Origin of the sequence: Dongia sp. (genome assembly GCF_041906375.1) — a bacterium.
GTDB lineage: Bacteria > Pseudomonadota > Alphaproteobacteria > Dongiales > Dongiaceae > Dongia.
On the sequence record NZ_JAYRJJ010000001.1, the window covers coordinates 1,069,624 to 1,096,068 of the forward strand.

Below are 26,445 nucleotides of genomic sequence, written 5' to 3' on the forward strand. Positions count from 1 at the left end.
GTGTGGTATGGCGATTGCGGGCGCCGGGACATGGGATTAGCTTGCCAATAACACGCCCGAGGGGTCGGGCCGAGAATGGTAAACGGGGAAGGTAAATGTCGAGATTGGCCTTGATCGGCGTGACGGGCGCTGCGGTCGTCGTGGTGGCTGCCGGTCTGATCTACTCTATCGCCCAGCAGGAGGGCGACGACGCGACCGATTCCGAGACCCCGCCGGCGGCGGCCGGAAGCGGCTTGGCTGCGGGCGAACCCGGTGCGACCGACGGCGCTGCGGCGCCCACGACCGGCAGCACTGCGACCGAGATTGCGAGCACTGGGGCGACAGGAACGGCTGGCGGCACCGCAGTGGTGGCCAACAGCGCCGCGCAGCCGGGCGAGGGGGCCACCGCGCCCAGTTTTGACGTCGTGCGCGTCAATCCCAACGGCGATGCCGTGATTGCCGGTCGTGCCGAGCCCGGCGCAACCGTCACCCTGCTCGATGATGGCAAAGTGATCGGCTCAGCCAAGGCGGACGATCGCGGCGACTGGGTGCTGCTGCCCAACAGCGCGGTCGCTCCTGGTGAGCATAAATTCACCTTGCAGGCGCAAGTTCAAGGCGGTGCCGCCAAGCCGTCCGAGCGCATGGTCATCGTCGTGGTGCCCGCGCCGGCGAAGGATATCGCCGGGAATGCCGTCGCTGCCCCGGCCGGCGCTTTGGCACTCTCGGTTCCGCAGAATGGCGATGGCCCCAGCGAAATTCTCAATATGCCGACATCAAGTCCGGCAGCGGATGCGCCGACCGGTCCGGTCAAGGCGCCGACATTGGACGTGGTCGATTTTGACCAGGAGGGGCAGATGTCGCTTGCCGGTCGGGCTCCCGCCGACAGCAAGGTCGTCCTTTATCTCGATGACAAATTAATGGGATCAGCTACGGCTGATCCCCAGGGCCGCTGGAGCTTCGTCCCCAGCGAACCGCTCAGCATCGGCCGTCACGAGCTGCGCGTCGATCAGGTCGGTGCGGACGGCAAGGTCATCGCGCGCATCGTGCAGCCGATCGAGCAGCCGGATTTTGCCGCGCTGACGCCCAGCGGATCGCAGATCGTGGTGCAGCCCGGCAATTCGCTGTGGCGCCTGGCGCGGCGCACCTATGGCGACGGGCTGCGGTTCTCCGTGATATATGAAGCGAACAAGGAGCGGGTGCGCGACCCGGATCTCATCTATCCCGGCCAGGTCTTGACCTTGCCGCAATAGATCACATCTCAGCCTTGTACGGCGGGCTTCGGCCAGGTCGGGAGGATTTCGGCCAGGATCTGCAGGAACGGCTTCACTTCCAGAATGATGCTGGCAACCGAGGAGATGAGGTCGACCGGCGTCGCCGGGATCGAGAAAGGCGCCTTGCCGACGCAAAGGATGGTTTTGTGCTTGCTGATGGCAAGACGTGCATGGGCCAGTTCCTGGCTGGCGTCGATGATCGCCATGGCTGACCGGCGCACCACCAGGCCTTCGGCCGAGTAGGGCAGGGGCGCGATCTCGCCCGAAACCTGGACGACCGGGCCGGTTTGGACTTGGCGTGTGCTGGCGGTGAAGGGAACGTCCATGAAGCTGAAGCCGAATTCGATCAATTCGCCGCCGCGGCCCAGGCGGACAGTACCCTCCGTCGTGATGTGCAAATGATCCACACCTGGCGGCAGCTTGCTATTGGCCAGCATCGGCAGGATCGAATTGCTCACTCTGACGAATCCTTTGTTGCGTTCGCGAGTGATGCTAGGTCGTCTCGCTTAACGATGTGTAAAAGCCGACCCAGATTGGTTAGAAAAAGTGCCTGGGTGGCGCGGGATTTCGCTCGTGACGCGGTGGGCGATCTGTGGCAAATCAGCGTATTAGCCGGAATGACGCTGCTTGCAGCGCATTTGCAGCATAGATCCAGCGAGGGATGATCTTGACCCCTAAGTTTTTCAACCCGATCCATCGCGCCGGGTGGCCCTTTCTGGCCATCTTTGCGGCCGTCACCGTCATTCTGTGGTGGATCGCTGAGCCACTTGGCTTTGTCGGCCTGTTGCTTACCTTATGGTGTGCGTATTTCTTCCGCGACCCGGACCGCATCACCCCAAATCGGCCAGGCCTTATCATCAGTCCGGCGGACGGCGTCGTGCAGATGATCCAGCCGGCCGTTCCGCCGGCGGAACTGGGCCTCGATCAACGGCCGCGAACCCGTATCAGCGTGTTCATGGACGTCCTCAGCGTCCATATCAACCGCGCGCCGGTCGATGGCGAGGTCATCGGCGTCGCCTACCGGCCGGGCAAGTTCGTCAACGCGGCACTCGACAAGGCCAGCGACGAAAATGAGCGCAGCTCAATGCATCTGCGTACCAATGATGGGCATGATATCGTCGTGGTGCAGATTGCGGGTCTGGTCGCGCGTCGCATCCTCAGCTGGACCAAGACCGGGCAAAGACTGCGCGCGGGCGAACGCTACGGTATGATAAGATTCGGCAGCCGCGTCGATGTCTATCTGCCTGACGGAGTGCAGCCATTGGTCGCCGTTGGTCAGCAGGCAGTTGCCGGCGAAACCGTGCTGGCTGATTTCCGTTCTGAAGAAGCGGCCCGGCTCGGCGAGATGCGCTGAGCGTCTTTGACGCCAAGGAGTAAAGCCATGATCCGACGCAACAGGCTGCGCGACCATTCGATCAATCGCCTCATTCCCAACATGCTCACCATCTTCGCGCTTTGCGCGGGCCTGACCGGCATTCGGTTCGCGCTGCTCGACCGCTGGGAGCATGCGGTTATCGCCATCCTGATTGCAGCCGTGTTCGATGCGCTTGATGGCCGGATCGCCCGCTTGCTCGATTCTTCCAGCAAGTTCGGGGCCGAACTGGATTCCTTGAGCGACTTCGTCAGCTTCGGCGTCGCGCCCGCGATGATCATGTTCCTGTGGAGCACTCAAGAGGTGAAGGGTATCGGCTGGGCTTTGACGCTTGCCTTCAGCGCCTGCATGGCGCTGCGCTTGGCGCGCTTCAACACCAAGCTCGACAATGCCGACCTCCCGGCGTGGACCAGCCGCTTCTTTACCGGCGTGCCGGCCCCGGCAGGTGCCGGGCTGGTTCTGATGCCGCTTATTGCCTGGCTTGAATTCGACCTCGCCTTTCTTCGGGCCCCAGCCTTTGTGGGTATCTTCCTTGTTGTCGTCGCCGGCCTGCTGGTCAGCCGCTTGCCGACCTTCTCCTTCAAGCGCGTGCGGGTGACCCAGGCCTGGGTCCTCCCCACCATGATCGGTGTCGTCGCCTATGCTTCGCTGTTGGTAAGCGTGCCCTGGGCCACCCTGTTCTTCACGCTGGTGCTTTATCTCTCGACTTTGCCGGTCGCCTATCGCACCCAGCGCCGCCTGCAGGCACAGCGACCGATACCGGAACATGTGGTTACGGAAGCCGAAGCGGATCGCGACTGATGTTCGACCGCGCCCTGCGCCGGCGCATCGATCCATATCTTGAGCGTATCGCCGGTTCGGCCGAGAAGGCCGGGCTCAACGCAGACCAGGTCACCTGGGTGGGTTTCGGGTTCGGGCTTATGGCGATGCTGGCAATCGCCCTTGATGCGCCGATCCTCGGCCTCATGCTCCTTTTCGCCAATCGCCTTTGCGATGGGCTTGATGGAGCACTTGCACGGCGCAAGGCACCGACCGACCGTGGCGCCTATCTCGATATCGTGCTGGATTTCCTCTTTTATGCCGGCTTCGTCTTTGCCTGCGCCGTGGCACAGCCGGGTGCGGCACTGCCGGCGGCCTTTCTTATCTTCAGTTTTGTGGGCACCGGTACCAGTTTCCTAGCCTATGCCATCATTGCGGCACAACGCAAATTGCCGGACGTACCGGCGGCCAAGAAAGGCTTTGCCCATCTCGGTGGCCTGACCGAAGGCAGCGAGACACTTTTCGTTTTTGTCCTGATGCTGCTTTGGCCCAGCGCATTCGGCCTACTGGCCTGGTGTTTCGGGGCGCTTTGCTGGATCACCACCGCAACCCGCATCGCGGCGACTTTGCGGGCGCTGCGCTGAGGCTATTTGTGGGCGTGGTGAGCCTGGATGGTCTGCACCAGCTCTTCCAGCTTGGTCTTGTCCATCAGATAGAGGTTGCGGCCCTTGCGTTTCAGCAGACCGCTTGGATAAAGCTGGCTGACCGCACGATTCACTGTCTCGCGGGTGGTGCTGGTGATCCCGGCAATCTCATGCATCGGGGGCAGGGGGCGAACGACCCAAAGGCCGGGCACGGCTGCTTCCGGCTGCGCCATGCGCAACAATTCGGCATAGACCCGCTGCGCAGCCTGAAGGGTCGACAATTCCATGATCCGCAGACCGCTCTGGCGCACCAGACGCGCCATCCGCTGCAGCAGCCGGAACGAAACGACGGCGTTGGTCCGCACCAGTTCCAGGAAGACTTCCGGCGGCATGATGCAGAGCTCGGACTTCTCGATTGCGGTGACGCTGGCCGAGCGCGGCTGTTCATCAATCGCGGCAAGCTCGCCGAAGGATTCGCCAGGCTTCACGGTGGCCAGGGTCACTTCCTTGCCGGAGGGTGAAAAGGTCACGACGGCGACGGAACCTTTAAGCACAAAAAACACATCCCTGGATGTGGCGCCCTTATCGAGGATTGTCTGCCCCTTGTCACAACTGCGCCAGCGGCAGCGGGCCTCCAAAGCCTTCAATTCAGCCTCGGCAATGCCCTCCAGCAGCGCAAAAGCGCGCAAGGTGCGTTCAACGGATTGTGTCTGAGTCGTTCCCATGCCGGCAGCATAGTCGAAAGCCTACGTTCCGCCAACCAGCCGTGATGTGGAACTCAACAGGAACGGGATCAGACGCTACCAGCGCAGCAGCGACCGTCCGATAGCTGCACCCAGCAACGTGACGATCCCGATTGCTGCCAGGTACCAGATGGCGACATAGAAAGGCGAATCGTTGTTGCAGTGGAGAGCGTAGATCAAGGCGCCCAGCCCGCCGGCAGCAAACCCCGCGACCGCGCCGGCACCCATCGGCGATTGGGGCGCTCCCTGCCGCAGGGTGAAAAGCCCGGCCGCCAATGGCGGCAGGGAGATCAGCGGCACCAGCAACAGGCAATAGAGCGCCCTGTAACCCATGGCGCTTTCCGGCCATTGGCTCATTGGCACCGAGACGGCCTCGATTGCCATTCCAAGGCCGAGCGGTGCGAGTGCGAAGAGAATCCAGCGGGCAAGGTGCTTCGCCGATTGTTCCGGCCGCGCCAAGCGAAACAGCAGAACCAGGCCGAACAGTGCAATGCTGGCTGCCACGGCAATCTTGAACAGGTATCGCCAACTCCCGAGGGCCGACCGAAAATCCGGCCGCATATCCAGGACAAGGACGAACAGGCAGAAAGCCGCGATCACCCCAAGCGGCAACAGCAGGCCGAATGCGCGCTTGGGCGAGGCCGGCGGTCGGCTGCTATCCGCGACGAGGCTGCCGATGAGGTCGTCGGTATTCACGTCTCGCTCCTTCTGGCGGCCTTGGCGAGCGCGGTGAGACCGCGATGCAGCGCCACGCGCACGGCCCCTTCGCTCAGAGTCAGGCGCTTGGCGGTCTCCGCCGGCGACAACCCGTCGATGGAAATGGCACGAACGACCTGGGACTGGCCCGGCGGCAGGGTTGCCAGATGCCGGTCCAATGCTTCGCTCGACAAGGTCTCCTCATGCTCGGGGGCGGCGAGTGTTTCCAGCACATCGTCCACCGGCACCATCACGCGGCGCCCGCGGCGCCGCAAATTGTCGATCAGCTTGTGCCGCGTGACGGCGCGCAACCAAGGCAGGATCGCCCGGTCGGCGTCCCAACTCGCGCGCTTCAGATGAATGGCCAGCAGTGTCTCTTGCACGATATCCTCAGCGTCGGCAATCCCATAGCCCTGACGGGCAAGTTCGCGCCTGACCCAGCGACGCAGCAAGTCAGCCAGCGTGGACAGCAGACGGCGATAGGCCGCAGCATCCCCCGCCTGGGCGGCGCGCATCCAGTTGGCCAACTCGTCTTCCAATTCCTTCACACCTGCATATCCAGATACGTCCGCCGGGCCCGAATGTTACACGGCGCCGCACAGCATCATGAAGAATGCCATGGCGCCGGTAAACTGTTTCGATTTTTCTCCCAGACTCCGTAACAGAAAGCTTGAACCAGGCGAAACAGCCTCCGTAGGGCCCAATAGGGTCAATCGATCCAGGAGGAATTGCTTATGAACCGCCGCACTGCCAGCCTTGCCATCGCAGGCTCCCTGTTGACCGCGCTCAGCCTGGCCAGCACGCCAGTCTTAGCCGATGGCGAGAAAGAGAAGTGTTTCGGTGTCGCCTTGGCGGGGAAGAATGACTGTGCCTCGGCCGGCGGAAGCTCTTGCGCCGGTCAGTCAAAGGTCGATTACGACCCAATGGCCTGGAAGCTTGTGCCCAAGGGCAGCTGCGAATCGACGATGATCAAATTGCCGGACGGCAGTGATCGTGCGGGCTCGCTGATGCCGATGAAGTCCTGAGCGAGCGGCCCATTGTCGCCTTTCTGTCAAGTTGGCGATACGACTGCCCCGGTCCTGGCTCGCGCCGGGATCGGGCTGCGGCCGGTGCACTATGCCGATGCATTATCGGCGCCGCATGAGGTCGCCTGGGTCGAGGTGCATCCGGAAAATTACATGTGTGCCGGGGGACCGCAGCACAGGAACCTGACGGCCATTCGCTCTCTATACCCGCTGTCTTTCCATGGTGTCGGGCTGTCGTTGGGGGGTGTCGACCGGCCGGATCGTCTGCATCTTGCGCGACTGCGAGACCTCATCGACCGCTACCAGCCAGCCCTGTTTTCCGAGCACCTCGCTTGGTCGAGTCATGGCGGCCGTTATCTCAACGATCTGCTGCCGATATCCTACACCGAGATGTCGCTGAATCGGCTCGCATCCCATGTAATTGAGGCGCAGGACTCTCTCGGGCGGTCCATTCTGATCGAAAATCCGTCACTTTATCTGAATTGTGCCGCAAGCGACGTGGAGGAGACGGATTTCTTGCGCGAGCTTGTGCAACGCACCGGCTGCGGATTGCTGCTCGACATCAACAACGTTCATGTCTCGGCCGCCAATTGCGGTTACGACCCCTATCGCTACCTATCCAGTTATCCGCTGCAAGCTGTCGGTGAAATTCATCTGGCCGGTCATGCTGTCGAAGTCGATTCCAAAGGTGGGCAGGTCCTGATCGATGCCCACGGCGCGCGCGTGGTGTCGGCCGTGTGGGACCTGTACCGCCATGCGATCGGACGTACCGGTCCGATGCCGACACTCATCGAATGGGACAATGATCTCCCTGATTGGAAGATCTTGTGCAGCGAGGCAGCCCTGGCCGATCTCATTTGCGGGGAAGGAGCCGCCCGTGCAGCCGAATGATCTTCAATCAGCTTTTGCATCTGCGATCTGGTCACGGGATATCGACCTACCCGGCTGGGTGACGCCGTCCGGCCGCTTTGCAATTCACCGTAATAATGTTTTTGCGGGCCTGCTGGCATGCCTGGAAGCCCGCTTTCCCGTGAGCCGGCGCCTGCTGGGTTCCGATAGCTTTCGTCACGGTGCTTTATCCTTCATTGAGGCGCACCCACCGCAATCGCCCATACTGATGGAATATGGCGCGCGTCTGCCGGACTTCTTCGCAGCGCTCGACCATCCGCGGCCTCTCGCCTGTCTCCCGGACATAGCGCGGTTGGAGTGGCATCAGCATGTTTCTCTGCATGGAGCGGAGGCGAGTCCATTGGATGCGACGACCCTCGGCGACGTCGCACCGGAAAGCATGGCTGCGCTGGTCTTTGCGCTGCATCCGACCGCGCATGTTCTGCGCTCGCACTTCCCCATTCTTTCCATCTGGCGGGCCAATGCTCTTGAAGGCGCGTCGATCAATGTTGCGGCCGACGCGCCCGGCGAGGATGTGCTGATCGTTCGCCCCGGGAGCACCGTTCTGCTGGTACCGCTGGCCCCCGGCGCAGCGGCCTTTTTGCATGCAGTCGGTCGTGGCGCCTCGCTGGCCGATGCCAGTGCCGCGGCAACATATGCCGACGAACGTTTTGACCTTACGCCAACCCTGGCCAGCCTGCTGCGCCACAAAATTTTCACCGGCTACAGCTTTGCCGAAGATCCGGAGATCCAGTGACCATTTTCTTGAACCGGCTGATCAGCATCTTCAACAGCATTCCAACCGACCTCATCGCGTTGCTGGCAAGGCTCGGGATCGGTGTCGTGTTCCTGCGTTCCGGCCTTCTGAAGCTCGAAGGCTGGGACAGTGGCAATACTTTGGCCCTGTTCCAATACGAGTATCAGCTGCCGCTGATTCCGCCTGAATTGGCGGCACCCATGGCGATGGCCATGGAACTCACTGCACCGATGCTGCTCTTTGCCGGTCTGGCAACGCGCTTTGCCGCCTTGGCACTCTTCGCCATGACGTTGGTGATCGAGATTTTCGTCTATCCGGCGGCCTTCGATACGCATGCCGTCTGGGCGGCGTCTCTGCTTTTCTTGATGAAGTTCGGCTCGGGGCGGATTTCGTTGGACTATCTTCTGGATCGGCGGGGCATTCAGCGCCCGGCATTGTCGCGGTGACCGATGGCATAGCGGCCGCTGACGTACCAAGAGAAGGCCAGGACCTGCAGGACAAGGAGGGTCCCCAGGGCGATTGCATAGGCGTCGGCCTTGGTCATGGCCGGTTCGGCGGCCAGATGATCGAGCACCCAGCCGATTGAGGACTGGAAGAGCGCGGATGCCAGAAACAGCATCAGATTGGCGGCCGATTGCGCGCGCCCGGCAAGTTGCCGGCCGAAATGCGCGCCGAGCGTGGCATAGCCCAAATTGGCGGCTTGCCCGGTGAAGCCATAGACGACCCAAATCACGGGCAAGGGCAAAGGCAGCGCCAAGATCATGGCAAGCTGTGCTGCTGCATAAAGCGCGAAAGCGCCGGCGACGATGGTCTTGAGCCCGATGCCGCGGCGTTGTGCTGCGTCGGCGATGAGACCCGTGGAGAGCGAACCCACGGCAAAGGCGAGGCCGAGGATCATCAATTGCTGGCCGGCGGCATGTCGGTCGAGGTTCATCACGCCGCTCATCCAGCGCGTCGCCCACAGGGTTTGAACCGCGATGAAGGTGCCGGAAATGGCGGCAACCATCGGTGTCACGCGCCAGAAGATCCCATCCTTGAAAATGCCGAGATAGCCGCGCAACTGCGTGCTGAGCGCTACCGGATGATGATCGTCGTCGCGCCGGGGCACTAAGAAGAAGATGGCGGTCGTGACGAGGAGCGTGAAGACGACGAGAATGCCGAACAGCGCCCGCCAGCCGATGAGGTCGGCGGCGAGGTTGGCGGGATAGGTGCCGCACAGGAAGCCGAGACCGCCGAAAGTGACGACCGCGGAATTGCCGAGGGCGAGGCGTTCGGGCGGCAGCCACATGGCGTTCGCCTTGAAGGCCGACATCAGGCAGCCGCCAAGCCCGATGCCGATCAGCAGGCGCGCGCCGGCAAGGCTTGCCGTGTCCTGCCCGAGGGCAAAGAGTCCGGCACCAATGGCTGCTACCAGCAACAGCCAAGTCTGCACCAGACGCGGGCCGAAACGATCGAGCAGCAGGCCCAGAGGCAGTTGGAACAGCACGAAGCCGTAGAGATACATCGACGTCATCAGGCCGAGATCGGTATTGCTCAGGCTGAGTTCGGCAATGAGATCGTCGGATATCGCGGCGTTGACGACGCGGAAGAGGTAGGAGGTGAAATAGCCCGCCGCGAAAGGCCCAAGCGCACGAATGACGGTGCCGCGGGTAAGCGGAATCATCACGATCAGGCGACGTTAAGTGGCTGACGCGCCGCGCGGCGCTGGTCATAGAGCGTATTGCCGGCCACGGCGCCAAGCACCAATGCGCCGCCATAGAGCGCGTAGATACCTGGGTTTTCATCGAGGAACAGGAAGACCCAGAAGGCGCCGAGCACAGTCTCCACCAACGAAATGAGGGCTGCTTCGGCAGCCGGGATGAGCCGTGCCCCCGTGGTGAAGAGGATAAGGCCGATGGCCAATTGCACCGCGCCGAACAGGAACAGGTAGAAGAGATCGCTGTTCGATACATCAAGCGCCTGCGTGCCGGCCATGGCAAAGCCGATGACACCCATGATCGCGGTCCCCAGGCATGTGGCCGGCGTCATGCGCACATGGCTGTAGCGGCGGGTGAGCACGGTGGCGATGGCAAAGCTCGCGGCGATGACGCCCGAGAGCGTCATGCCGAGCGCATCGGCATGGCCTTCCGCCTTCGAGACCATCAGCAGAATGCCGCCCAAGGCCACTAGCATGGCAAGGATGCGCGGCCAGCCGAGACGCTCGCGCATCCAAATCCAGGCGAGAAGGCCGGCGATGAGGGGCGCGGTGGATTGCACGACGAGGATCAGCGCAACGGTTGCATGCTGAAGGGCGATCACGAAGGAGATCGAAGCCGCGGCAAAGCAGAGGCCGACGCCGATCCCGCCCGGTCCCATGTTGCGGAAATGCGTCCAGGCCCCGCGACCGTCGCGTATCAGCAGGAAGATGAGGAGGGCAATGGCGGCGATCGCACCGCGCCAGCCGACGATGACCCAGGCCTCTGCCGTGATCTGGCGCGCAATCAGGCCGCCAAGGCTCCAGCAAATGGCGGCGGCGACCACCAGCAAGGTCCCCTTGCGATGCAAAGTGGCGGCATTGTCGGACATTGAACTCATTTCCCTGAAAACGTGACCGCAGCATAGTGGCCGCACCATCGGCGGCAAGGGTCGGCACCCTCATGGCAGATATGCAGCAAACTAGCCGTCCTGCCTGCCCTCGCTTCGGGCGCTGCGCTGCACCTCGGCCAGCAGCCACGCGCGAAAGGCGACGAAGGGGGCGTCCTGCAAGGCTTCGGCGCGGTAGATGAGGTGCCAGGCGCGGCCTGGATCGACCAGTGCCAGATCGAACAGGCGGATCAGCCGGCCGGCATCGAGATCGTCTTGCACATAGGGTGCCCGCACCAAGGCGATACCCAGCCCGTCAAGCGCTGCCTGGATGGCATAGGTCGAATAGTCGAAAGAGAGCCGACGCCGGAAGCGCGCCGGATCGAGCCCGCTTTCCGCCAGCCATCGCGGCCATTCCTTGGGCGCATGGGCGACTTCGAGCAAGGTGTGGTGCTGCAGGTCGGATCGTTTTCTGATGGTCTCCGCCAGCGCCGGCGCGGCGACCGGGAAGAGGGCGGCGCTGAACAGCGGTTCCGCCATCAGGCCGGGTAATGGCGCGCTGCTCAGGCGGATGGTTGCCGCCCAATCGGGCCGCAAGGCCACGTGATCGTCGATCGCCGTCACCAGCCGCACTTCGATGCCCGGATGCTGGCGCTGGAAATGCTGCAGGCGCGGGATCAGCCAGCGCATGGCGAAGGTGGGGCCCGCGGCGATGGAAAGGCCGGGCAGGGTGGTACGCCGCACGCTGTCGACCGCTGCCTCGAGCCGGCGAAAAGCGTCGTCGAGAAGGGGGGCGAGGCTGCGGCCGGCCGGGGTCGGGACCAGCGAATTGGCGTGACGCTCGAACAGGGTCTGCCCGATCTGCCCTTCGACCAGCTTCACCAGCCGGCTGATCGCCGTCTGGGTGACATTGAGTTCGTCGGCCGCGGCTACAAAGCTGCCCAAGCGCAAGGCAGCCTCGACCGCCTTCAGACCCTTCAAGGATGGTGTCATTGAAATCTTACCCCAACAAAAACTTGGGCTAGTCTGGCATATCGGCGATGGCGGCGAAAGCCGTCTGCAGGCATAGCCGTGGGGTCGCATTTCGGGGCTCGCCATGACCGTCGCCACCACCCTGACCGCCGTCATCCTCGTCCTGGCCGTGCTGGGGACATCCTTCCTCTCCGGCATCTTCGGCATGCTGGGCGGCCTCATTCTGATGGGGTTGCTGCTCATGGTGCTGCCGGTGCCGGCGGCGATGAGCCTTCATGCCGTAACCCAGATGACGTCGAACGGATGGCGCGCGCTCCTCTGGTACCGGTTGATCCTGTGGCGGGTCATGCCCGGTTACATCCTGGGTTCCCTCGTCGCCTTCTGCATCCTGACCTGGATCAGCTTTCAACCACCCACGGCCTGGGTCTATATCGGCCTAGGCCTGGTGCCGTTCCTGGCCGTGGCCGTGCCGCCGAAACTCGCCCCCGATATCCGCCGTCCCTTCGCGCCGCTGCTGCTGGGCTGCATCGTCATGACGATCCATGTTGTGACGGGCGTTTCAGGGGCGCTGCTCGACATCTTCTTCTTCCGTACCGATCTCGACCGGCGCCAGATCGTGGCGACTAAGGCTTTTTCCCAGACCATCGGCCATTTCCTGAAGCTGCTTTATTTCACCCTGGTGGCGACCCGGGCCGAGGTCGATGCCGAGGTGCCGCTATGGATCTTCGGCATCTCCATCGTCACGGCGATGGCGGGTACCAGCTTGGCCCGCTTTGTTCTGGAAAGGCTCAGCAACCGGGCCTTCCAGTTGTGGACGCGCTGGCTGGCGGTCGCCATCGGCGGCATCTACCTGCTGCGCGGCCTCGCCATCATGTTGTGAGGTAAGGCACAATTCATATCCTGCTCCCGTGACTTTCCCGCGCCACCCCCGTATCCTTGCAGCCAGTGAATCGATTGGACCGAGGGTCAGTTTATGAATGCGTTGATGGGGAAAATGGGCGGGAAGCACGGCGCCCGCCGCATGGTCGGTGCCGGCCTGTTGACGGCCTTCCTCACCGGCTGCGCCGCTCAGCCGACGCAAGCCCCCGTGGCGGCACCTGCTCCGGCGCCGGCGCCCGTCGTCGCGGCGCCCGCAACAAGCGTGCCCGATTTCACCCAGATCAACCAGACAACCTGCCCCGGCGCGACGCCGAGCTATGCCGAATGGGTCGCCCGCTTCGGTGCCTATGCCCTCCATCAGGGTGAGCCGGAACCGGTCATCCGCGTGGCCTTCGCCGATGTCACCGAGAACCCCAAGATCCGCGACCGTGCCGGCAAGCAGGCGGAATTCGTGACGCCCGTCTGGACCTATCTCGAGCGCGCCGTTTCCGACGAGCGCATCGCCAAAGGCCAGGCCAAGCTGCCGGAAGTGCGCTCCATCGCCGCCGATGTCGAACGCGACTATGGCGTCAGCCTGGCGGTCCTGATGGGCATCTGGGGCATCGAGACCGATTTCGGCAACAATTTCGGCGACGTCAATGTGTTCGAAGCGCTCAGCAATGTGGGCTACGGCACCAGCCGCAAGGATTTCGCCTGCACGGAACTGATCTCGGCGCTGAAGATCGCTGCCACCGGCAAAGTGCAGCCCAAGCAGATGATCGGGTCCTGGGCCGGCGCCATGGGGCACAGCCAGTTCCTGCCCTCGAACTATCTCACCATCGCGGTCGATCGTGACGGATCGGGGGCGCCGGATCTCTGGACCTCGATGCCCGACGTTTTCGCCTCGACCGCCAATCATCTGGTGCGCGACGGCTGGCAGCGCGGCCTCACCTGGGGCTTCGAAGTGAAGCTGCCCAAGGGCTTCCCCTATCAGGAAGCCGAGCTTGATATCGAAAAGCCGGTCAGCCACTGGCAGCAGCGCGGCGTGCGCACGATCGACGGCCAGCCTTTGCCGGCCTTGCCGGGTGGCACCTCGATCCTGGTTCTTGCCGGTTATCAGGGGCCGGCCTTTCTGGTCACCAAGAACTACAAGACCATCCTCAAATACAACTACTCGACCTCCTATGCCCTGGCGGTTGCCTATCTCGGCCAGCGCGTGATGGGTGGGCCGGGGGTGAAGGCGAAATGGCCGGTCGACGAACCGCTGCTCTCGCTCGACGAGCGTGAGGAGTTGCAGCAGCGCCTGGTTGACCGGGGTCTCCTGGCCGGCAATGTCGACGGTGTCATCGGCCTCAAGAGCCGCAAGGCGATCCGCGCCTTCCAGCTGCAGGTAGGCTTGCCCGCGGACGGATTCGCCACCAAGGGATTGCTTGAGGAATTGCGCCGCCGCGCATCGAGCTGATACCCGTTAACTGCATAAAAAATAAGGAAAAGCGCTCGATTGCTTTTCCCTGCCCGATGGTTATAGTCCCGCCTTTCGGGAAGGTTGGGGCGGTTTGCCGTACCCTGACGGCCAAAATTTGCAGGGAGAGATTTCATGTTCATTTCAGAAGCTTACGCGCAAGCGGCCGGTGCCGCGCCGGGCGGTGCCGACATGCTGACCAGCTTTTTGCCGCTGGTTCTGATCTTCGTCGTCTTCTGGTTCCTGATGATCCGTCCGCAGCAGAAGCGCATGAAGGAACATCGGGCGCTGGTTGCTGCTGCCAAGAAGGGCGACAAGATCGTCACCAATGGTGGCATTCTAGGCACCATCACCAAGGCGATCGACAGCGAGAACGACGTGGAAGTTGAAATCGCGGCCGGCGTGAAGGTGCGCGTGCTGCGCTCGGCCATCCAGGACGTGCTCAACCGCACTTTGCCCGCCGGCAAAGGTGGCAAGGCCCAAGAATCAAAAACGGTGGAAGCCAAGGCCGAAACCAAGAGTGAAGGCGCCAACGACGCCTAAGAACGCGTTGGGGCCGGTCCGACCGGCCGGCCCCCTTTCACGCGATGGGCCTCACGCGACGGCCGTTCGGCCAGTTATTGGGACATAGGGCGATATGCTGCAGTTCTCGAAATTCAAAGTCACGCTGATCCTGGCGGTGCTGCTGGCCGGGCTCTACACGGCCCTGCCCAATGTCTTCAACGCCGCGCATGTCGCAAATCTGCCAAGCTGGCTGCCGGCCCGCACGGTGAGCCTCGGCCTCGATCTCCAGGGCGGTTCTCACCTGCTGTACGAAGTCGACACGGAAGCCCTGGTAAAGGGCAAGCTCGACGCCGTTGAGGATGAAATCCGCGCCGCCATGCGCGAAAAAAAGTTGGGCTACACCGATCTCGGCGTGAAGGGCGATCGCATCACCTTCAAGCTGCGCGATCTGGGCGCCATCGAAATCGCCCGCGAGGGGCTGCGTAAGGCGACCACCGGCATGCAGCTCGACATTGCCGATGACGGCAGCGTCGCCGTCTATTTCGACGATGCCGCGATTGCCGAGGTCAAGAAGCACGCGGTCGAGCAGTCGATCGAGATCATCAACAAGCGTATCGACCAGACCGGCACCAAGGAACCGACCATCATCCGCCAGGGCGACGACCGCATCGTGGTTCAGGTGCCGGGTGTCGGCGATCCGCAGCGCCTCAAGGATCTCATCGGCAAGACCGCCAAGATGGAATTCAAGATGGTGGACGAGGTCGCGGAATCGACCGGCAACGGTCCCGCCACGTCGGTCCAGCTTCCGGTCATCGAGAAGGACGGCACGCCGGGCCAGAAGCTCTGGATCCGCAAGCCGGTCATGGTCTCTGGTGAAAATCTCACCGACGCGCAGCAGAGCTTTGAAGGCGGCATGCCCGTCGTCCAGTTCAAGTTCGATTCAATCGGAGCTCGCAAATTCGGCGATGCGACCAAGGCCAATGTCGGCAAGCGCTTTGCCATCGTGCTCGACAACCAGATCATCAGCGCGCCAGTCATCCGCGATGCCATCCTGGGCGGCAGCGGCATTATCAGCGGCAATTTCACCACCGAAACGGCGCGCGATCTTTCCATCCTGCTGCGCGCCGGCGCTCTGCCGGCCCCGCTTACCGTGCTGGAAGAGCGTACGGTCGGCGCCGATCTCGGCGCTGACTCGATCGAGGCCGGCAAGCGCGCCTGTCTCATCGCCATCGTCTTCATCGCGGTCGCCATGGTTGTGCTCTATGGCCTGTTCGGCATCTTCGCCAACCTGGCCATGGTGCTCAACGGCGTCCTGATGCTGGGCTTCCTCTCGGCCATCGGCGCCACGCTGACCTTCCCCGGCATCGCCGGCATGGTGCTGACGCTGGGCATGGCGGTCGACGCCAACGTGCTGATCCTTGAGCGTGTGCGCGAAGAAATGCGCAACGGCCGCTCGCCGGTCAACGCCATGGAAGCGGGCTACCGCGAGGCACAGGCGACGATCTTCGACGCCAACGTCACCCACGCCATCTCGACCATGTTTCTGTTTGCCTTCGGCTCCGGCCCGATCAAGGGCTTCGCCATCACGCTGCTCATCGGCATCGTCAGCTCAGTCTTTACCGCCGTGGTTGTCACCCGGTTGATGACGTCGATCTGGCTGCGCCGCGCGCGTCCCAAAGCGCTGCCGCTTTAAAGGAGCGATAGAAGAAAATGTTCAAGCCGCTTCACATCGTTCCGCACGGCACACGCATCAACTTCATGCTGCCGCACAAACTGACCTTCCTCATTTCGGTGGTGATGGTGGTCGGGTCCATTGCCCTGGTCTTCACCAAGGGCCTCAATTTCGGCATCGACTTTGCCGGCGGCGTCATCATGGAAGTGAAGGCGCCGACTGCGGCCGCAGACCTTGGTGGCATGCGGTCGCAGCTCGATGGCCTGGAACTGGGTGAGATCGCCCTGCAGGAATTTGGCTCACCGGATATCGTGCTCATCCGCATTCCGCAGCAGGATGGTGGCGAAGTGGCGACCCAGGCCGCCGTGGCCAAGGTGAAGGAATCGCTGGGGAGCGAATGGCAGTATCGCCGCACTGAGAGCGTCGGCCCGAAAGTGGGTGACGAGCTGAAATCGAGCGCCGTCTGGGCGTCGATTTTCGCCATGCTTGGCATCATGGCCTATATCTGGTTCCGCTATGAATGGCAGTTCGGCGTCAATGCCGTGCTGGCGCTGTTCCACGATTGCGTGACGACGGTCGGTTTCTTTGCCCTCACCGGCATGGAGTTCAACCTGACGACCGTGGCAGCCGTGCTGACTATCGCCGGCTATTCTGTCAACGATACGGTCGTCATCTATGACCGCATCCGCTACGACCTCCGGCGCTACAAGAGCATGCCTCTCACGCAGCTGATCAATCAGGCTCTGAATGAGACGCTGGCACGAACCACCGTCACCTCGGGCCTGACGCTGTTGTCGGTCGTGGCGCTGGCTTTCTGGGGCGGCGAAGCCATGCGCGGCTTCTCCATCGCCATGATCTGGGGCATCCTGATCGGCACTTATTCGACCATCTGTGTGGCCTCGCCGATGCTGCTCTATATGAACCTGCGCAATATCGGTTCGGACAAGGGCAAGAACGCTGAGGCGAGCGTTCAAAAGGCCTGACGGGCCGGACATCGCTCCTACAAGGAGGGCATCATGGATTTGACGCCCCTGATCCCGGTCGGTCGCCAGATCATCGAGACCTATGGCGACGGTCGCTTTCGCATCACGAATGTGGCGCATGAAGGATCGGTCCTGGTCTTTCCGACCAGGACCTTGATCTGGCCGGTTCGCGAGATGGCGGCCCTTACCGTCGATTCCCTGGCGCCGATCGCTGCCGGCGCCCAGGCCGGCGAAATCGACTTGCTGCTTCTCGGTTGCGGCCCGCGCCTTGCGATGGTCCCGCGTGACCTCAGAGCCAATCTGCGCGAGCAGGGTGTGGTGATCGAGCCCATGGATACCGGGGCGGCGGCGCGCACCTTCAACGTCCTGATGGCAGAAGGCCGCCGGGTTGCGGCGGCCTTGATTGCTGTATAACCCCTCTCCCCACAAGTGGGGCGAGGGGCTCTGCAATACGCTTACGGCTCCCTCGCCCCGCGATAGCGGGGAGAGGGTGGGGGTGAGGGGTGGTTCCGCAATTCACCCCGCCCTGCGCAGACCGGCTTTGTCAGCGGCGCCCTTGGCCATGTTCTCGGCGGCGAACTTCCAGTTCACGACATTCCAGAAGGCGCCGACATAGTCCGGCCGCTTGTTGCGGTAGTCGATGTAATAGGCATGCTCCCAGACATCGCAGGTGAGCAGCGGCTTGTCGGCGGTGGTCAGCGGCGTCTGCGCATTGCTGGTGCTCCTCAGTTCCAACTCGCCGGTAGGCGTCTGCACCAGCCAGACCCAGCCGGAGCCGAACGTGTCTGCGGCCACCTTGCCGAATTCTGTCTTGAACGTCTCGAACGTGCCCCATTTCTTTTTGAGCGCCTCGGCAAGGACACCGTCGGGTTCGCCGCCGGCCTTTGGCGCCATGCTGTGCCAATAGAAGGTGTGGTTCCAGATCTGGGCAGCATTGTTGAAGATCTTGCCGGACGACTTCCGGACGATCTCTTCGAGCGGCTGGTTTTCGAACTCGGTGCCCGCGATCAGCTTGTTCAGCGTGTCGACATAGGTCTTGTGGTGCTTGCCGTAGTGAAATTCGAGCGTCTCCTTGGAGACATGCGGGGCAAGCGCATCCATTGCATAGGGAAGCTCGGGAAGAGTGATCTGGGCCATGATGGGACCTTTCTGCAGAAGGAAAGGCAGCGTGGCGGGCCGTCGGTTGTGCGGCACTGGCTGCTGTTCTCAGGGAACCCCAGTTAACCACTTGGGTTCCAATCCATCCCTGCGACCAGAAAGCCCATAAAAAGAAAGCGGGGTCCCGAAGGACCCCGCTTCATCGCTTTCGCGATGTCGATCGGATCAGTTGCCGATGCCCTGCTGCTGGGCGACCATGCAATACAGCATTGGGATCGACAGCATCGTGTTGACGCGCGATGCCAGCATCGCGGCACGGGCCGACTTCTTCTTGGTGTCGGCGTCGGCATCGACGATGCCCAGGGCACGCTTCTGGTTCGGCCAGATGATGAACCAGACGTTGAAGCCCATGATCAGCGCCAGCCACATGCCGATACCGATGGTGCGGAAGCCCGGCATGAAGGTGAGCGCGTCGACGATGTAGCCGTTATGCGCCGCAGTGATGAGGCCGAACACGATGGTGCCCAGTGCCGCCCAGCGGAAGAAATAGAGTGCCGTCGGCGCGATGACCTTGCCGATGGCCGGCTTATGCTCATCCGGAATCTTGGGCATCGAGGGGATCTGCACGAAATTGAAATAATAGAGCAGACCGATCCAGAGGATGCCGAACCAGACATGGATGAAGCGGAACAGGAACGCCATATAGGGGCCGGCATCGAAGCCGCCCAGATTGACGATAGCGAAGACGACGATGGCCAGCACCACGCCGGCCGCCAACGTCCTGTGAAGATTCTCGAGAATTTTGCTCATTGCTAACCCCTCCTAAGCAAAAGCGGTGTGGCTATGGGTCGCATTCTATAGGATGGAATCGCACGGAGAAACTGATTCCCCCTAATCCATTGGGAAATTATGGGATTGCTGTGGAACAGATAGCCAAGGGCGAGCATCGGCTTCGCGCCCTGGAGGAGTTGAGGCGGACGGATCGCGACCGATTCTTGTGTGCCATCGCGGCACCCGCTGATCTGCGTCTCGATCTTGCAACGCTCTACGCGTTCAACGCCGAACTCGCCGGAATTGCCGACAAGGTGTCCGAGCCAATGCTGGGCCTCATCCGCCTGCAATGGTGGCGCGATGCGCTGGATGATCTGGCCGCCGGCAGACCCCATCGCCATCATCTCGTCCAGGACCTCGCCGATCTGGTGGCGCGGCGCGGCCTGCGTCTCGATCTGCTGCGCGGCTTGGTCGATGCGCGGGAACGGGATGTCGAGGCCACTCAGCCGGATGATCTGGCGGCACTTGAGGCTTATGCCGGCGCGACCGCGGGCGTGCTGGCCGAATTGGCGCTGGAGATCTGCTTGGCCGATGCAACGGAAGCCTGGCGGGTAACGGCGCGGCGGATCGGCACGGCCTACGGCCTTGTCGGCATTTTGCGGGCGACACCTTATCTGGCCCGAAATCGCCGCATCCTGCTGCCGGCGCGCGAACTGGTTGCAGCGGGTGTGGCGCGCGAACAACTTCTGGAATTCAAACCCGGGCCGCAGCTGCAACCGGTCGTTCGTCAAGTAGCTGCGCGGGCAGGGGACATGCTTGCCGCCGCGCGGCGGGAGAGGTTGCCGCGCCGCGCGGTCGCTGCCCTTTTTCCAGGCAGATTGGCCGTGGCACAGCTTGAGCAGTTGCGCCGTCACGGCTACGATCCGTTCGCGGCGGGCAGTGCAGCGCCTTCCGGCCTCAACATCTGGCGCCTCCTGGCAGCGCGCGGGTTGGGGCGCATCTGAAATTCGAGCAAAGAATCGAGATTATGAGCACACCAGCGATCATCACCGTCGCCATCACCGGCAGCCAGCCCACGAAGGCGCAGAATCCAGCCGTCCCCACGCAGCCCGCCGAGCAGATCGAAAGCACTCACGAGGCGTTCGAAGCCGGGGCGAGCCTCGTTCACATCCATGTCCGCGACGACCAGGACAAGTCTTCGTCGGATATCGAAAAGTTCCGCCTGGTTCAGGCCGGCATCGCCAAGCATTGCCCCGGCATGATCATTCAGTTCTCGACCGGTGGGCGCGGGCGCGAAGCGTCGGAACGCGGTGCCGCCCTGGCGCTGAAGCCCGATATGGGATCACTCGCCACCGGCTCGGTCAATTTCGCCACCATCATCTACGAGAACCCGCCGCAGCTCATCGACGAGCTTGCCGCCGACATGCTGAAGTATGACGTGAAGCCGGAATGCGAGCTCTTCGATCTCGCCATGCTTTACAACGCCAAGGTGCTGGTTGATCGCGGGTTGCTGAAGTCACCGCCGCATGTGCAGTTCGTACTCGGCATTCCCGGCGCCCTGCCGGCGCGCGAGAAGATTGTCGACTTCATGCTCGAGGAACTGACCGAACTGATGCCGAGCGCCACCTGGACCGCCGCCGCCATCGGCCGCCTGCAGCTCGATGCCAATCATTGGGCGTTGAAGCGGGGTGGGCATGTGCGCACCGGCCTCGAAGACAATATCTATTTCGAGAAGGGTCGCCTGGCCACCAGCAACGCTGAATTGGTGAAGCGGGTTGCCGACCTCTGCGGGAAATATGACCGCCACCCCGCGACTCCGGCCGAAGCGCGCAAGCTGCTGGGTCTCAAGGCCGCCTGAATGCGAAAGGGGCGCCTCCGGTGGGAGGCGCCCCTTTCAAACAGGTTCGTGGAACAGCCAGATTACTTAATCTTGGCTTCCTTGAAGGCCACGTGCTTCTTCACGACCGGGTCGTACTTGCGGAACTCGAACTTCTCGGTGGTCGAACGCGGGTTCTTCTTGGTCACGTAATAGAAACCGGTGTCAGCGGTGCTGACGAGTTTCACAAGGATGGTCGCTGACTTGGCCATGGCCGTCTCTCAATAAAATGCGTGTCGCTGCAAAAGGATGGCGCAAAATAGCGGGGAAACGCCGAAAGTCAAGTTATTGGGGCCGGCTTAATTCCCGGTCGGTGGCATGGGCCGCAGCTTCAGAATATCATTGCGATAATTCAACAGGTTAGGCGGTTCCGCGCCGATCGGCAAACCGCTCTCCCAACGCCGCAGCGCGGTTTTGAGGACGTATTCGGTAACGTCGACCAGGGTGAGGGCGCCAAGTTCGCCGGCCTTGACCCAGGCCAGATCCTCCAATTCACCGTTTCCCGTCAGATTCCCCTGCGCCAAGGCGCCGTCGGCCAGGAAAAAGCGGGTGTTGAAGCGGCGGCGGGATTTCACGGGGGTGATGGCCCGGCAGAGATAGTCGAAGCTGCCATAGTCAGGCGCCAATTTCGCCGCCCGAAAGGCATCCCAAACCGCCCCTTTCGGGGCGGAATCCGGCCAGTCAAAGGGCCGCCCAACCAGCAGTCCCGTCTCCTCGAACGTCTCGCGCAAGGCCGCATTCAGGAAGGTGGTCGCCTTGAGATGTGCGGCAACAGCAGGGTGAGGGGCCGAGCTGTGAGCCGGAATCACAGCATCTTCCCGGTCGACTCGTCCGCCTGGCATGACATGGATACTGGGCAGGAAGCCCATCTTGGCCGGGCGGCGGCCCATCAGGATTTCCGGCGCTGCCCCCTTGGCCGAACGGATCAGCACAAGGCCGGCGGCATCCCGTGGGCGCACCCTGTTCAAGGGACGAAGGGCAGCAATGCCTCGGCGGCGTCATCGACCTGCGCATCATCGGGCGGATCGGCGAGATTGACGGCATTGGCATAAAGGCTCGGCTGCTGGATCAGCTTCAGGGCCAGTTCCAGATCGACCGGATCCTCATTCTTACGGGCCGGGCAGGTCTTGCGGAGGGCGTCGAGAGCCTCGGTATCGTCGGGCTTGGCGGCATTGCGTTTCACCGCCGGCACTTTGGGCAGGTCGCCGGCGCGCAGCTCGCTCAGCAACTCATCGGAATTGTGTTTGCCGGCGGTGCAGATCGTCGGCAGCACGCCTAGATGATGCAAGGTGTAGCCGGAGGGCGCATGGAAGCGTGCCCAGGTGAGCTTGATCTCGCCCTGGTTGGGCAGCGGCTTGATATTCTGGACCGTGCCCTTGCCGTATGAATTCGTGCCGATAAGCACGGCGCGGCCGTTGTCCTGCAAGGCGGCGGCGACGATTTCGGCCGCCGAAGCGGAGTTGCCGTCGATGAGAACCGCGATCGGCTTGCCGCCGGCGATGTCACCATCTGTGGCTTCGAAATACTGATGGCTGTCGGGGTGGCGGCCGTGGATCGAGACGATGCGGCCCTCATCGAGGAACAGGTTCGCCGTCGCCACCGATTGCGGCACATAGCCGCCGGGATTGTTGCGCAGATCCAGGACATAGCCTTTGATCTTCTTGCCGATCTCGTCCTTGGCGTCGTTGATTTCGCGCTTCAGGCTGTTGGCCGTTTCGGAATTGAAGCTGAAGACGCGGAAATAGGCGATTTCGCCTTCGCGCCGATAGCTGACCGTCTCCGGCACCACATGGGCGCGCTTGACGCTGATGTCGAAGGGCTCGTCCCTGCCGTCGCGCAGCAAGGTGAGGACGACCCGGCTATCGACCTCGCCGCGCAGCTGGTTGACCACCTGCTGCTGGGTCAGGCCTTCGACCGACTTGCCGTCGATCTTGAGGATGACGTCGTCGCGCTTGAGGCCCAGACGCTCCGCCGGGGTGTAATGCATGATGGCGGTGATGCGCACCTCGCCATCTTCGACCGAGATGCGGACGCCGATGCCGCCGAACCCGTCGCGCGACGCCTTGTCCTCGCGGGCGGCTTCAATCCCGGAATAGCGCGAGAATCCGTCCAGCTTGCCGACGATGCCGGTGAAGATGGCTTCGTATATTTTCTCGGAGCCGGCGGCCGCGACCTTGGGCGATTTGGCGCGCGCTTCGCGCAGCAGCTTTGCGGCGGCCTTGCCCCATTGCTTGGCGCTGGCATCGGCGCCGTCCGCCAATGTCTCGGCTTCGATCAGGGATTTGTTCTGCAGCAGTTTCAACTCGCCCTTACCGCCCTCGATCGTCAATTCCGGGTCCAGGCTGGAAAGTTGCTGCATACCTGTCAGCGCCAGGCTGCCGATATCCTGCTTGGTGATGTAGATCGAGTCGATGTCGCCAAGGCCCGTGACCAGCATGTCGCGGTCGAGCGCTGCGGTGGCATCTTCAGGGGACCGGCTGGCAGGGCTCGCACAGGCGTAAAGCCCGAGTAAAAGGGGTAAAATAACAAGCCGGCGTGACACCTGTTGCCCAGGCCACCCGGTCATTGCACCCACAGGACGAAACGCACTCAATCGGCTGCTATCCGCTACTTTTCCAGTGCCGACACGCTGCCCCGATCGCGTCGCCCGGTAACCCCTTGTTCCGCGCCAATCTAGCAGAATTCCTGTCCTAGGCTAGGGGCTCTGCGGTCTTAATCAGCGGCGTTTCTTACCTTTATTTGCGGCCTTTTTTCCTTTTTGCGCGGATTGCCGCCCTTTGTCACCGCCAAAGCGAATATTCTTGGGCCGCCCTTGCGTCGGCTTCTTGCTCTTCTGCCGGGCTGATGTGCGGCCGAAATGCCGGTCCGAGCCCTCGGTCAGCGGTTCGGCCGACAGGAGTTCCAAAGTGATGCCACCGGTCAGCGCATCGGCGCTGACTAGCCGCACGGTGACCGACTGGCCCAGCTGGAACGTGCGCCCGGAGCGCCGGCCGACCAGGGCGTGGCGCGCCTCGTCATGATCGTAGAAATCCTGCGGCAGCGTGGAAATGGGGATGATGCCGTCGGCCCCTGTTTCGCGCAGATTGATGAAAAGGCCGAAGCGCGCCACACCTGAGATGCGCCCCTCGAATTCGGAATCGACCTTGTCGGCCAGGAAGGCGGCCACATAACGGTCGACGGCGTCGCGCTCCGCCGCCGCAGCGCGCCGTTCGGTGCCGGAGATATGGACGGCCGTTTCGGCAAACTCCGCTACTGCCGAGCGGTCGAGGGCGCCGTCGCCGAAATCGAAGGCGCCGATTAGCGCGCGGTGCACCAGCAGATCGGAATAGCGCCGGATCGGCGAGGTGAAATGGGCGTAACGGGCGAGCGCCAGGCCGAAATGGCCGAGGTTTTCCGGCGCATAAACAGCCTGCGCCTGGGAACGCAGCACCAGCGTGCTGATCATTTCGGCAAAGGGCGTGCCCTTGGCCTTCTGCAGCAACTGGGTGAAGTGCTTTGGCCGCAGCACCTGGCCGCGGGCGAGGTTGAAGTCCAGGGATGCCAGGAACTCGCGCAGGGCTTCGATGCGCGTCGCGTCCGGCTGGTCGTGGACGCGGTACATGCAGGGCCAGCGTCTTTTCTCGAGCGCCTCCGCTGCCGCGACATTGGCGGCGATCATGAATTCCTCGATCAGGCGGTGGCTGTCGAGCCGTTCGCGCGCCACGATGCGTTCGATGTTGCCTTCCTGGTTGATGAAGACGCGGCGTTCGGGCAGGTCAAGCTCCAGCGTGCCGCGTTCCTCGCGTGCCTTCAGCAAGGATTGAAAGGCGCCGTAGAGCGGCTTGATGACCGGTTCCAGCAGCGGGCCGGTGAGGTCGTTCGGGGTGCCGTCCATTGCTGCCTGCGCCTGCTCGTAGGTGAGGCGCGCCGCCGACCGCATCAGGCCGCGCATGAAATGATGGCGCAGCTTCCGCCCTTGCGCATCAATGGTCATTTCGACGGCCATGACCGGCCGTTCTTCATAGGGCCGCAGCGAACACCAGCCGTTGCTGAGTTCTTCCGGCAGCATGGGCACGACGCGGTCCGGAAAATAGACCGAATTGCCACGTTCCCGCGCGCAGCGGTCCAGCGCATCGTCGGGGCGCACATACCAGGCCACATCGGCGATGGCGACGATAATGCGCCAGCCGCCCTTGTTGTCGGGATGGTCGTCCGCCGCGGCAAAGACCGCGTCGTCGAAATCGCGCGCATCGTCACCGTCGATGGTGACCAGCGGAATGTCGCGCAGATCCGTGCGTTTGCCGAGTGGTGCAGCGACGGCGGCCTCAGCCTGTTCCTGCGCCGCGCGCGGAAACTGGAACGGGATGTGGTGCTCGGCGATCGAAATCATACTGACCGCTTTGGCTTCACCAACACGGCCGATGCGCTCGACGATGCGCGCCTTTGGCGAGCCAAGGCGTCGCGCCGGCTCAACTTCCGCCACCACGATCTCTTCGCTGCGAGCGCCGCCCATATCCTTGGGGTCGATGACGAATTCAGTCTTGATGCGCTTGCTGGTGGGAATGAGGCGGCCGCTGCCGTTAGGACCCTTCTCGAGCACACCGACGACGCGCTCGGCACGGCTCTGCAGCCGGCGGATCGGGCGCGCCTCGTATATGTCGGCATCGGTGCGTTCGAGGCGCGCCAAGACCCGGTCGCCAGGCGCCAGGGGTTTGTCGAGCTTCTTGTCCTCGATGATGACGATCTGCGGTTCGGCGTCGTCCTCGGGAAAATCGATCGGTCGCGCCCAGATGTCACCATCGGCATCCGGTCCGATGACCTGGATGACGGCCACTTCGGGCAATGCGCCGGGTGCGGCGAGGCGCCGCGCGCGGCCCCGGTCGACAGCGCCGTCCTTTTCCAGCTCCTTGAGCAGGCTTTTAAGCGGGATGCGGTCTTGCCCACGCAGGTTGAAAGCCCGTGCGATCTCGCGCTTGCCGACCGGCACGGGCGAGGTGCGGATGAAATCCAACACCTGCTCCTTGGTCGGGAAGGGCACGTTCTTGCCCCGGCCTTCGGACTTGGCAGCATCATTCCGCGCGGCGCGCGCATCCTTGCGCGGGCCGCGAGAGGGCCTCAATTTTCCCGGCGTGCTGCTCCCGGGCTTACTGGGGGGCTTTGAATTCGATTTCGACAAAGACAAACTCGTAATCGTTGGCGTTGATGACATTGTGTTCGACGCCAACCGGACGATAATAGGACTTTCCGGCGACGAGTTCGGCGATGCGCTGTTCCTTGCCGTCATCGATCTGCAGGCGGCCGGTCTTCATCGGCACCACCACATAATCGTAGCCGTGGCGATGCCAAGTCGTTTCGGCCCCCGGCGCAAAGCGCCATTCGGTGACGACGACGCGCTCATTGTCGACCTGAACCGTGCCAACCGCGGCTGGCCGAGAAGATTTGCTTGTTGGCGACATGGTGTGATCTTTCAGTAAATTCAACTGGCTGGCGGGCTAGCGACGGTTCGGTCCCCAAGTCAAGCCATTGAACCCTAGTCATGCCTCCGCTACAAGGCCCGCCTTTCGCGGCCCGAAT

General features: G+C 62.7%; 30 protein-coding genes. 16 read left to right on the forward strand and 14 right to left on the reverse strand.

Annotated features, from left to right (window positions below):
* The first annotated feature begins 95 nt into the window (after nucleotides 1–95).
* Nucleotides 96–1,229 (forward strand): Ig-like domain-containing protein, encoded by a 1,134-nt coding sequence (locus tag ACE3OA_RS04965; protein WP_374308522.1) that lies wholly within the window; start codon nucleotides 96–98, stop codon nucleotides 1,227–1,229.
* An 8-nt stretch (nucleotides 1,230–1,237) separates the two neighbouring features.
* Here the strand turns inward: ACE3OA_RS04965 and ACE3OA_RS04970 are convergent, their stop codons facing one another.
* Complete coding sequence (locus ACE3OA_RS04970; protein WP_374308524.1) at nucleotides 1,238–1,708, reverse strand: hypothetical protein; 471 nt, start codon at nucleotides 1,706–1,708, stop codon at nucleotides 1,238–1,240.
* Nucleotides 1,709–1,911: 203 nt separating this feature from the next.
* Between ACE3OA_RS04970 and ACE3OA_RS04975 the strand changes: the two genes are divergently transcribed.
* The 3 genes from ACE3OA_RS04975 to ACE3OA_RS04985 are packed head-to-tail and all read left to right on the forward strand — an operon-like array spanning nucleotide 1,912 to nucleotide 4,025.
* Entirely contained in the window at nucleotides 1,912–2,604 is a 693-nt protein-coding gene (locus ACE3OA_RS04975) for a phosphatidylserine decarboxylase (protein WP_374308526.1), read from the forward strand.
* Nucleotides 2,605–2,631: 27 nt separating this feature from the next.
* On the forward strand, nucleotides 2,632–3,423 hold the full coding sequence (pssA, locus tag ACE3OA_RS04980) for a CDP-diacylglycerol--serine O-phosphatidyltransferase (RefSeq protein WP_374308528.1): 792 nt from the start codon (nucleotides 2,632–2,634) through the stop codon (nucleotides 3,421–3,423).
* Nucleotides 3,423–4,025, forward strand: coding sequence for a CDP-alcohol phosphatidyltransferase family protein (locus ACE3OA_RS04985; protein ID WP_374308530.1), 603 nt, complete (start codon nucleotides 3,423–3,425; stop codon nucleotides 4,023–4,025). The genes pssA and ACE3OA_RS04985 overlap by 1 nt, the downstream gene beginning before the upstream one ends.
* A gap of 2 nt (nucleotides 4,026–4,027) precedes the next feature.
* Here ACE3OA_RS04985 and ACE3OA_RS04990 read toward each other — a convergent pair whose 3' ends face one another.
* The 3 genes from ACE3OA_RS04990 to ACE3OA_RS05000 all read right to left on the reverse strand — a co-directional run bounded on the left by ACE3OA_RS04990 (nucleotide 4,028) and on the right by ACE3OA_RS05000 (nucleotide 6,012).
* Complete coding sequence (locus ACE3OA_RS04990) at nucleotides 4,028–4,750, reverse strand: Crp/Fnr family transcriptional regulator (protein ID WP_374308532.1); 723 nt, start codon at nucleotides 4,748–4,750, stop codon at nucleotides 4,028–4,030.
* A 75-nt stretch (nucleotides 4,751–4,825) separates the two neighbouring features.
* A complete protein-coding gene (locus ACE3OA_RS04995) occupies nucleotides 4,826–5,464 on the reverse strand; it encodes an NrsF family protein (protein ID WP_374308534.1) in 639 nt (212 codons plus the stop codon).
* Nucleotides 5,461–6,012 (reverse strand): sigma-70 family RNA polymerase sigma factor, encoded by a 552-nt coding sequence (locus ACE3OA_RS05000; RefSeq protein ID WP_374308536.1) that lies wholly within the window; start codon nucleotides 6,010–6,012, stop codon nucleotides 5,461–5,463. Before ACE3OA_RS05000 ends, ACE3OA_RS04995 begins: the two co-directional genes overlap by 4 nt.
* A gap of 186 nt (nucleotides 6,013–6,198) precedes the next feature.
* Between ACE3OA_RS05000 and ACE3OA_RS05005 the strand changes: the two genes are divergently transcribed.
* Genes ACE3OA_RS05005 through ACE3OA_RS05020 form a run of 4 tightly spaced genes read left to right on the forward strand, consistent with a single transcriptional unit; the run spans nucleotide 6,199 to nucleotide 8,580 of the window.
* Nucleotides 6,199–6,489 (forward strand): DUF2282 domain-containing protein, encoded by a 291-nt coding sequence (locus ACE3OA_RS05005; RefSeq protein ID WP_374308538.1) that lies wholly within the window; start codon nucleotides 6,199–6,201, stop codon nucleotides 6,487–6,489.
* Between the two features lie 12 nt (nucleotides 6,490–6,501).
* Nucleotides 6,502–7,380: a DUF692 domain-containing protein gene (locus ACE3OA_RS05010; RefSeq protein ID WP_374308540.1), complete on the forward strand. Its 879-nt coding sequence runs from the start codon at nucleotides 6,502–6,504 to the stop codon at nucleotides 7,378–7,380.
* On the forward strand, nucleotides 7,367–8,134 hold the full coding sequence (locus tag ACE3OA_RS05015; protein ID WP_374308542.1) for a putative DNA-binding domain-containing protein: 768 nt from the start codon (nucleotides 7,367–7,369) through the stop codon (nucleotides 8,132–8,134). The genes ACE3OA_RS05010 and ACE3OA_RS05015 overlap by 14 nt, the downstream gene beginning before the upstream one ends.
* Nucleotides 8,131–8,580 (forward strand): DoxX family protein, encoded by a 450-nt coding sequence (locus ACE3OA_RS05020; protein WP_374308545.1) that lies wholly within the window; start codon nucleotides 8,131–8,133, stop codon nucleotides 8,578–8,580. The genes ACE3OA_RS05015 and ACE3OA_RS05020 overlap by 4 nt, the downstream gene beginning before the upstream one ends.
* Here ACE3OA_RS05020 and ACE3OA_RS05025 read toward each other — a convergent pair.
* The 3 genes from ACE3OA_RS05025 to ACE3OA_RS05035 form a co-directional block, all read right to left on the reverse strand.
* Complete coding sequence (locus tag ACE3OA_RS05025; RefSeq protein WP_374308547.1) at nucleotides 8,556–9,797, reverse strand: MFS transporter; 1,242 nt, start codon at nucleotides 9,795–9,797, stop codon at nucleotides 8,556–8,558. The genes ACE3OA_RS05020 and ACE3OA_RS05025 overlap by 25 nt on opposite strands.
* 5 nt (nucleotides 9,798–9,802) lie before the next feature.
* Complete coding sequence (locus ACE3OA_RS05030; protein WP_374308549.1) at nucleotides 9,803–10,699, reverse strand: DMT family transporter; 897 nt, start codon at nucleotides 10,697–10,699, stop codon at nucleotides 9,803–9,805.
* A gap of 90 nt (nucleotides 10,700–10,789) precedes the next feature.
* Nucleotides 10,790–11,689 (reverse strand): LysR substrate-binding domain-containing protein, encoded by a 900-nt coding sequence (locus ACE3OA_RS05035; protein WP_374308551.1) that lies wholly within the window; start codon nucleotides 11,687–11,689, stop codon nucleotides 10,790–10,792.
* Between the two features lie 103 nt (nucleotides 11,690–11,792).
* Here ACE3OA_RS05035 and ACE3OA_RS05040 point away from each other — a divergent pair, with 103 nt between their 5' ends.
* The 6 genes from ACE3OA_RS05040 (at nucleotide 11,793) to ACE3OA_RS05065 (ending at nucleotide 17,561) form a co-directional block, all read left to right on the forward strand.
* Nucleotides 11,793–12,548, forward strand: coding sequence for a TSUP family transporter (locus tag ACE3OA_RS05040; protein ID WP_374308553.1), 756 nt, complete (start codon nucleotides 11,793–11,795; stop codon nucleotides 12,546–12,548).
* A gap of 114 nt (nucleotides 12,549–12,662) precedes the next feature.
* Nucleotides 12,663–13,988 carry a lytic murein transglycosylase gene (locus tag ACE3OA_RS05045; RefSeq protein ID WP_374308555.1) on the forward strand — a complete coding sequence of 442 codons (1,326 nt, stop codon included), beginning with the start codon at nucleotides 12,663–12,665 and terminating at the stop codon, nucleotides 13,986–13,988.
* Between the two features lie 135 nt (nucleotides 13,989–14,123).
* Nucleotides 14,124–14,531 (forward strand): preprotein translocase subunit YajC, encoded by a 408-nt coding sequence (yajC, locus tag ACE3OA_RS05050; protein ID WP_374308557.1) that lies wholly within the window; start codon nucleotides 14,124–14,126, stop codon nucleotides 14,529–14,531.
* Between the two features lie 94 nt (nucleotides 14,532–14,625).
* Entirely contained in the window at nucleotides 14,626–16,185 is a 1,560-nt protein-coding gene (gene secD / locus ACE3OA_RS05055) for a protein translocase subunit SecD (RefSeq protein ID WP_374308559.1), read from the forward strand.
* Nucleotides 16,186–16,202: 17 nt separating this feature from the next.
* Nucleotides 16,203–17,147, forward strand: coding sequence for a protein translocase subunit SecF (secF, locus tag ACE3OA_RS05060; RefSeq protein WP_374308561.1), 945 nt, complete (start codon nucleotides 16,203–16,205; stop codon nucleotides 17,145–17,147).
* Nucleotides 17,148–17,180: 33 nt separating this feature from the next.
* Nucleotides 17,181–17,561, forward strand: a complete 381-nt coding sequence (locus tag ACE3OA_RS05065; RefSeq protein ID WP_374308563.1) for an Mth938-like domain-containing protein — start codon at nucleotides 17,181–17,183, stop codon at nucleotides 17,559–17,561.
* A 102-nt stretch (nucleotides 17,562–17,663) separates the two neighbouring features.
* On the opposite strand, the gene ACE3OA_RS05070 is transcribed toward ACE3OA_RS05065, so the two are convergent.
* Nucleotides 17,664–18,284, reverse strand: coding sequence for a superoxide dismutase (locus ACE3OA_RS05070; RefSeq protein ID WP_374308565.1), 621 nt, complete (start codon nucleotides 18,282–18,284; stop codon nucleotides 17,664–17,666).
* Between the two features lie 186 nt (nucleotides 18,285–18,470).
* Complete coding sequence (locus tag ACE3OA_RS05075; RefSeq protein ID WP_374308567.1) at nucleotides 18,471–19,055, reverse strand: urate hydroxylase PuuD; 585 nt, start codon at nucleotides 19,053–19,055, stop codon at nucleotides 18,471–18,473.
* 110 nt (nucleotides 19,056–19,165) lie between these two features.
* On the opposite strand from ACE3OA_RS05075, the gene ACE3OA_RS05080 reads away from it, so the two are divergent.
* Together ACE3OA_RS05080 and ACE3OA_RS05085 are read left to right on the forward strand one after the other, a co-directional pair.
* Entirely contained in the window at nucleotides 19,166–20,020 is an 855-nt protein-coding gene (locus tag ACE3OA_RS05080) for a squalene/phytoene synthase family protein (RefSeq protein WP_374308569.1), read from the forward strand.
* 23 nt (nucleotides 20,021–20,043) lie between these two features.
* Nucleotides 20,044–20,874, forward strand: coding sequence for a 3-keto-5-aminohexanoate cleavage protein (locus ACE3OA_RS05085; protein WP_374308571.1), 831 nt, complete (start codon nucleotides 20,044–20,046; stop codon nucleotides 20,872–20,874).
* A 62-nt stretch (nucleotides 20,875–20,936) separates the two neighbouring features.
* Here the strand turns inward: ACE3OA_RS05085 and rpmG are convergent, their stop codons facing one another.
* The 5 genes from rpmG to ACE3OA_RS05110 form a co-directional block, all read right to left on the reverse strand.
* Nucleotides 20,937–21,104 carry a 50S ribosomal protein L33 gene (rpmG, locus tag ACE3OA_RS05090; RefSeq protein WP_374308573.1) on the reverse strand — a complete coding sequence of 56 codons (168 nt, stop codon included), beginning with the start codon at nucleotides 21,102–21,104 and terminating at the stop codon, nucleotides 20,937–20,939.
* 87 nt (nucleotides 21,105–21,191) lie between these two features.
* Nucleotides 21,192–21,851 carry an NUDIX domain-containing protein gene (locus ACE3OA_RS05095; RefSeq protein WP_374308575.1) on the reverse strand — a complete coding sequence of 220 codons (660 nt, stop codon included), beginning with the start codon at nucleotides 21,849–21,851 and terminating at the stop codon, nucleotides 21,192–21,194.
* A 5-nt stretch (nucleotides 21,852–21,856) separates the two neighbouring features.
* Nucleotides 21,857–23,329, reverse strand: coding sequence for a S41 family peptidase (locus tag ACE3OA_RS05100; RefSeq protein WP_374308577.1), 1,473 nt, complete (start codon nucleotides 23,327–23,329; stop codon nucleotides 21,857–21,859).
* A gap of 279 nt (nucleotides 23,330–23,608) precedes the next feature.
* The gene (gene rnr / locus ACE3OA_RS05105) at nucleotides 23,609–25,990 is read right to left on the reverse strand and encodes a ribonuclease R (RefSeq protein WP_374308579.1); all 2,382 of its coding nucleotides are present in this window, start codon (nucleotides 25,988–25,990) and stop codon (nucleotides 23,609–23,611) included.
* A gap of 25 nt (nucleotides 25,991–26,015) precedes the next feature.
* The gene (locus tag ACE3OA_RS05110; RefSeq protein ID WP_374308581.1) at nucleotides 26,016–26,327 is read right to left on the reverse strand and encodes a cupin domain-containing protein; all 312 of its coding nucleotides are present in this window, start codon (nucleotides 26,325–26,327) and stop codon (nucleotides 26,016–26,018) included.
* Between the last annotated feature and the right edge of the window lie 118 nt (nucleotides 26,328–26,445).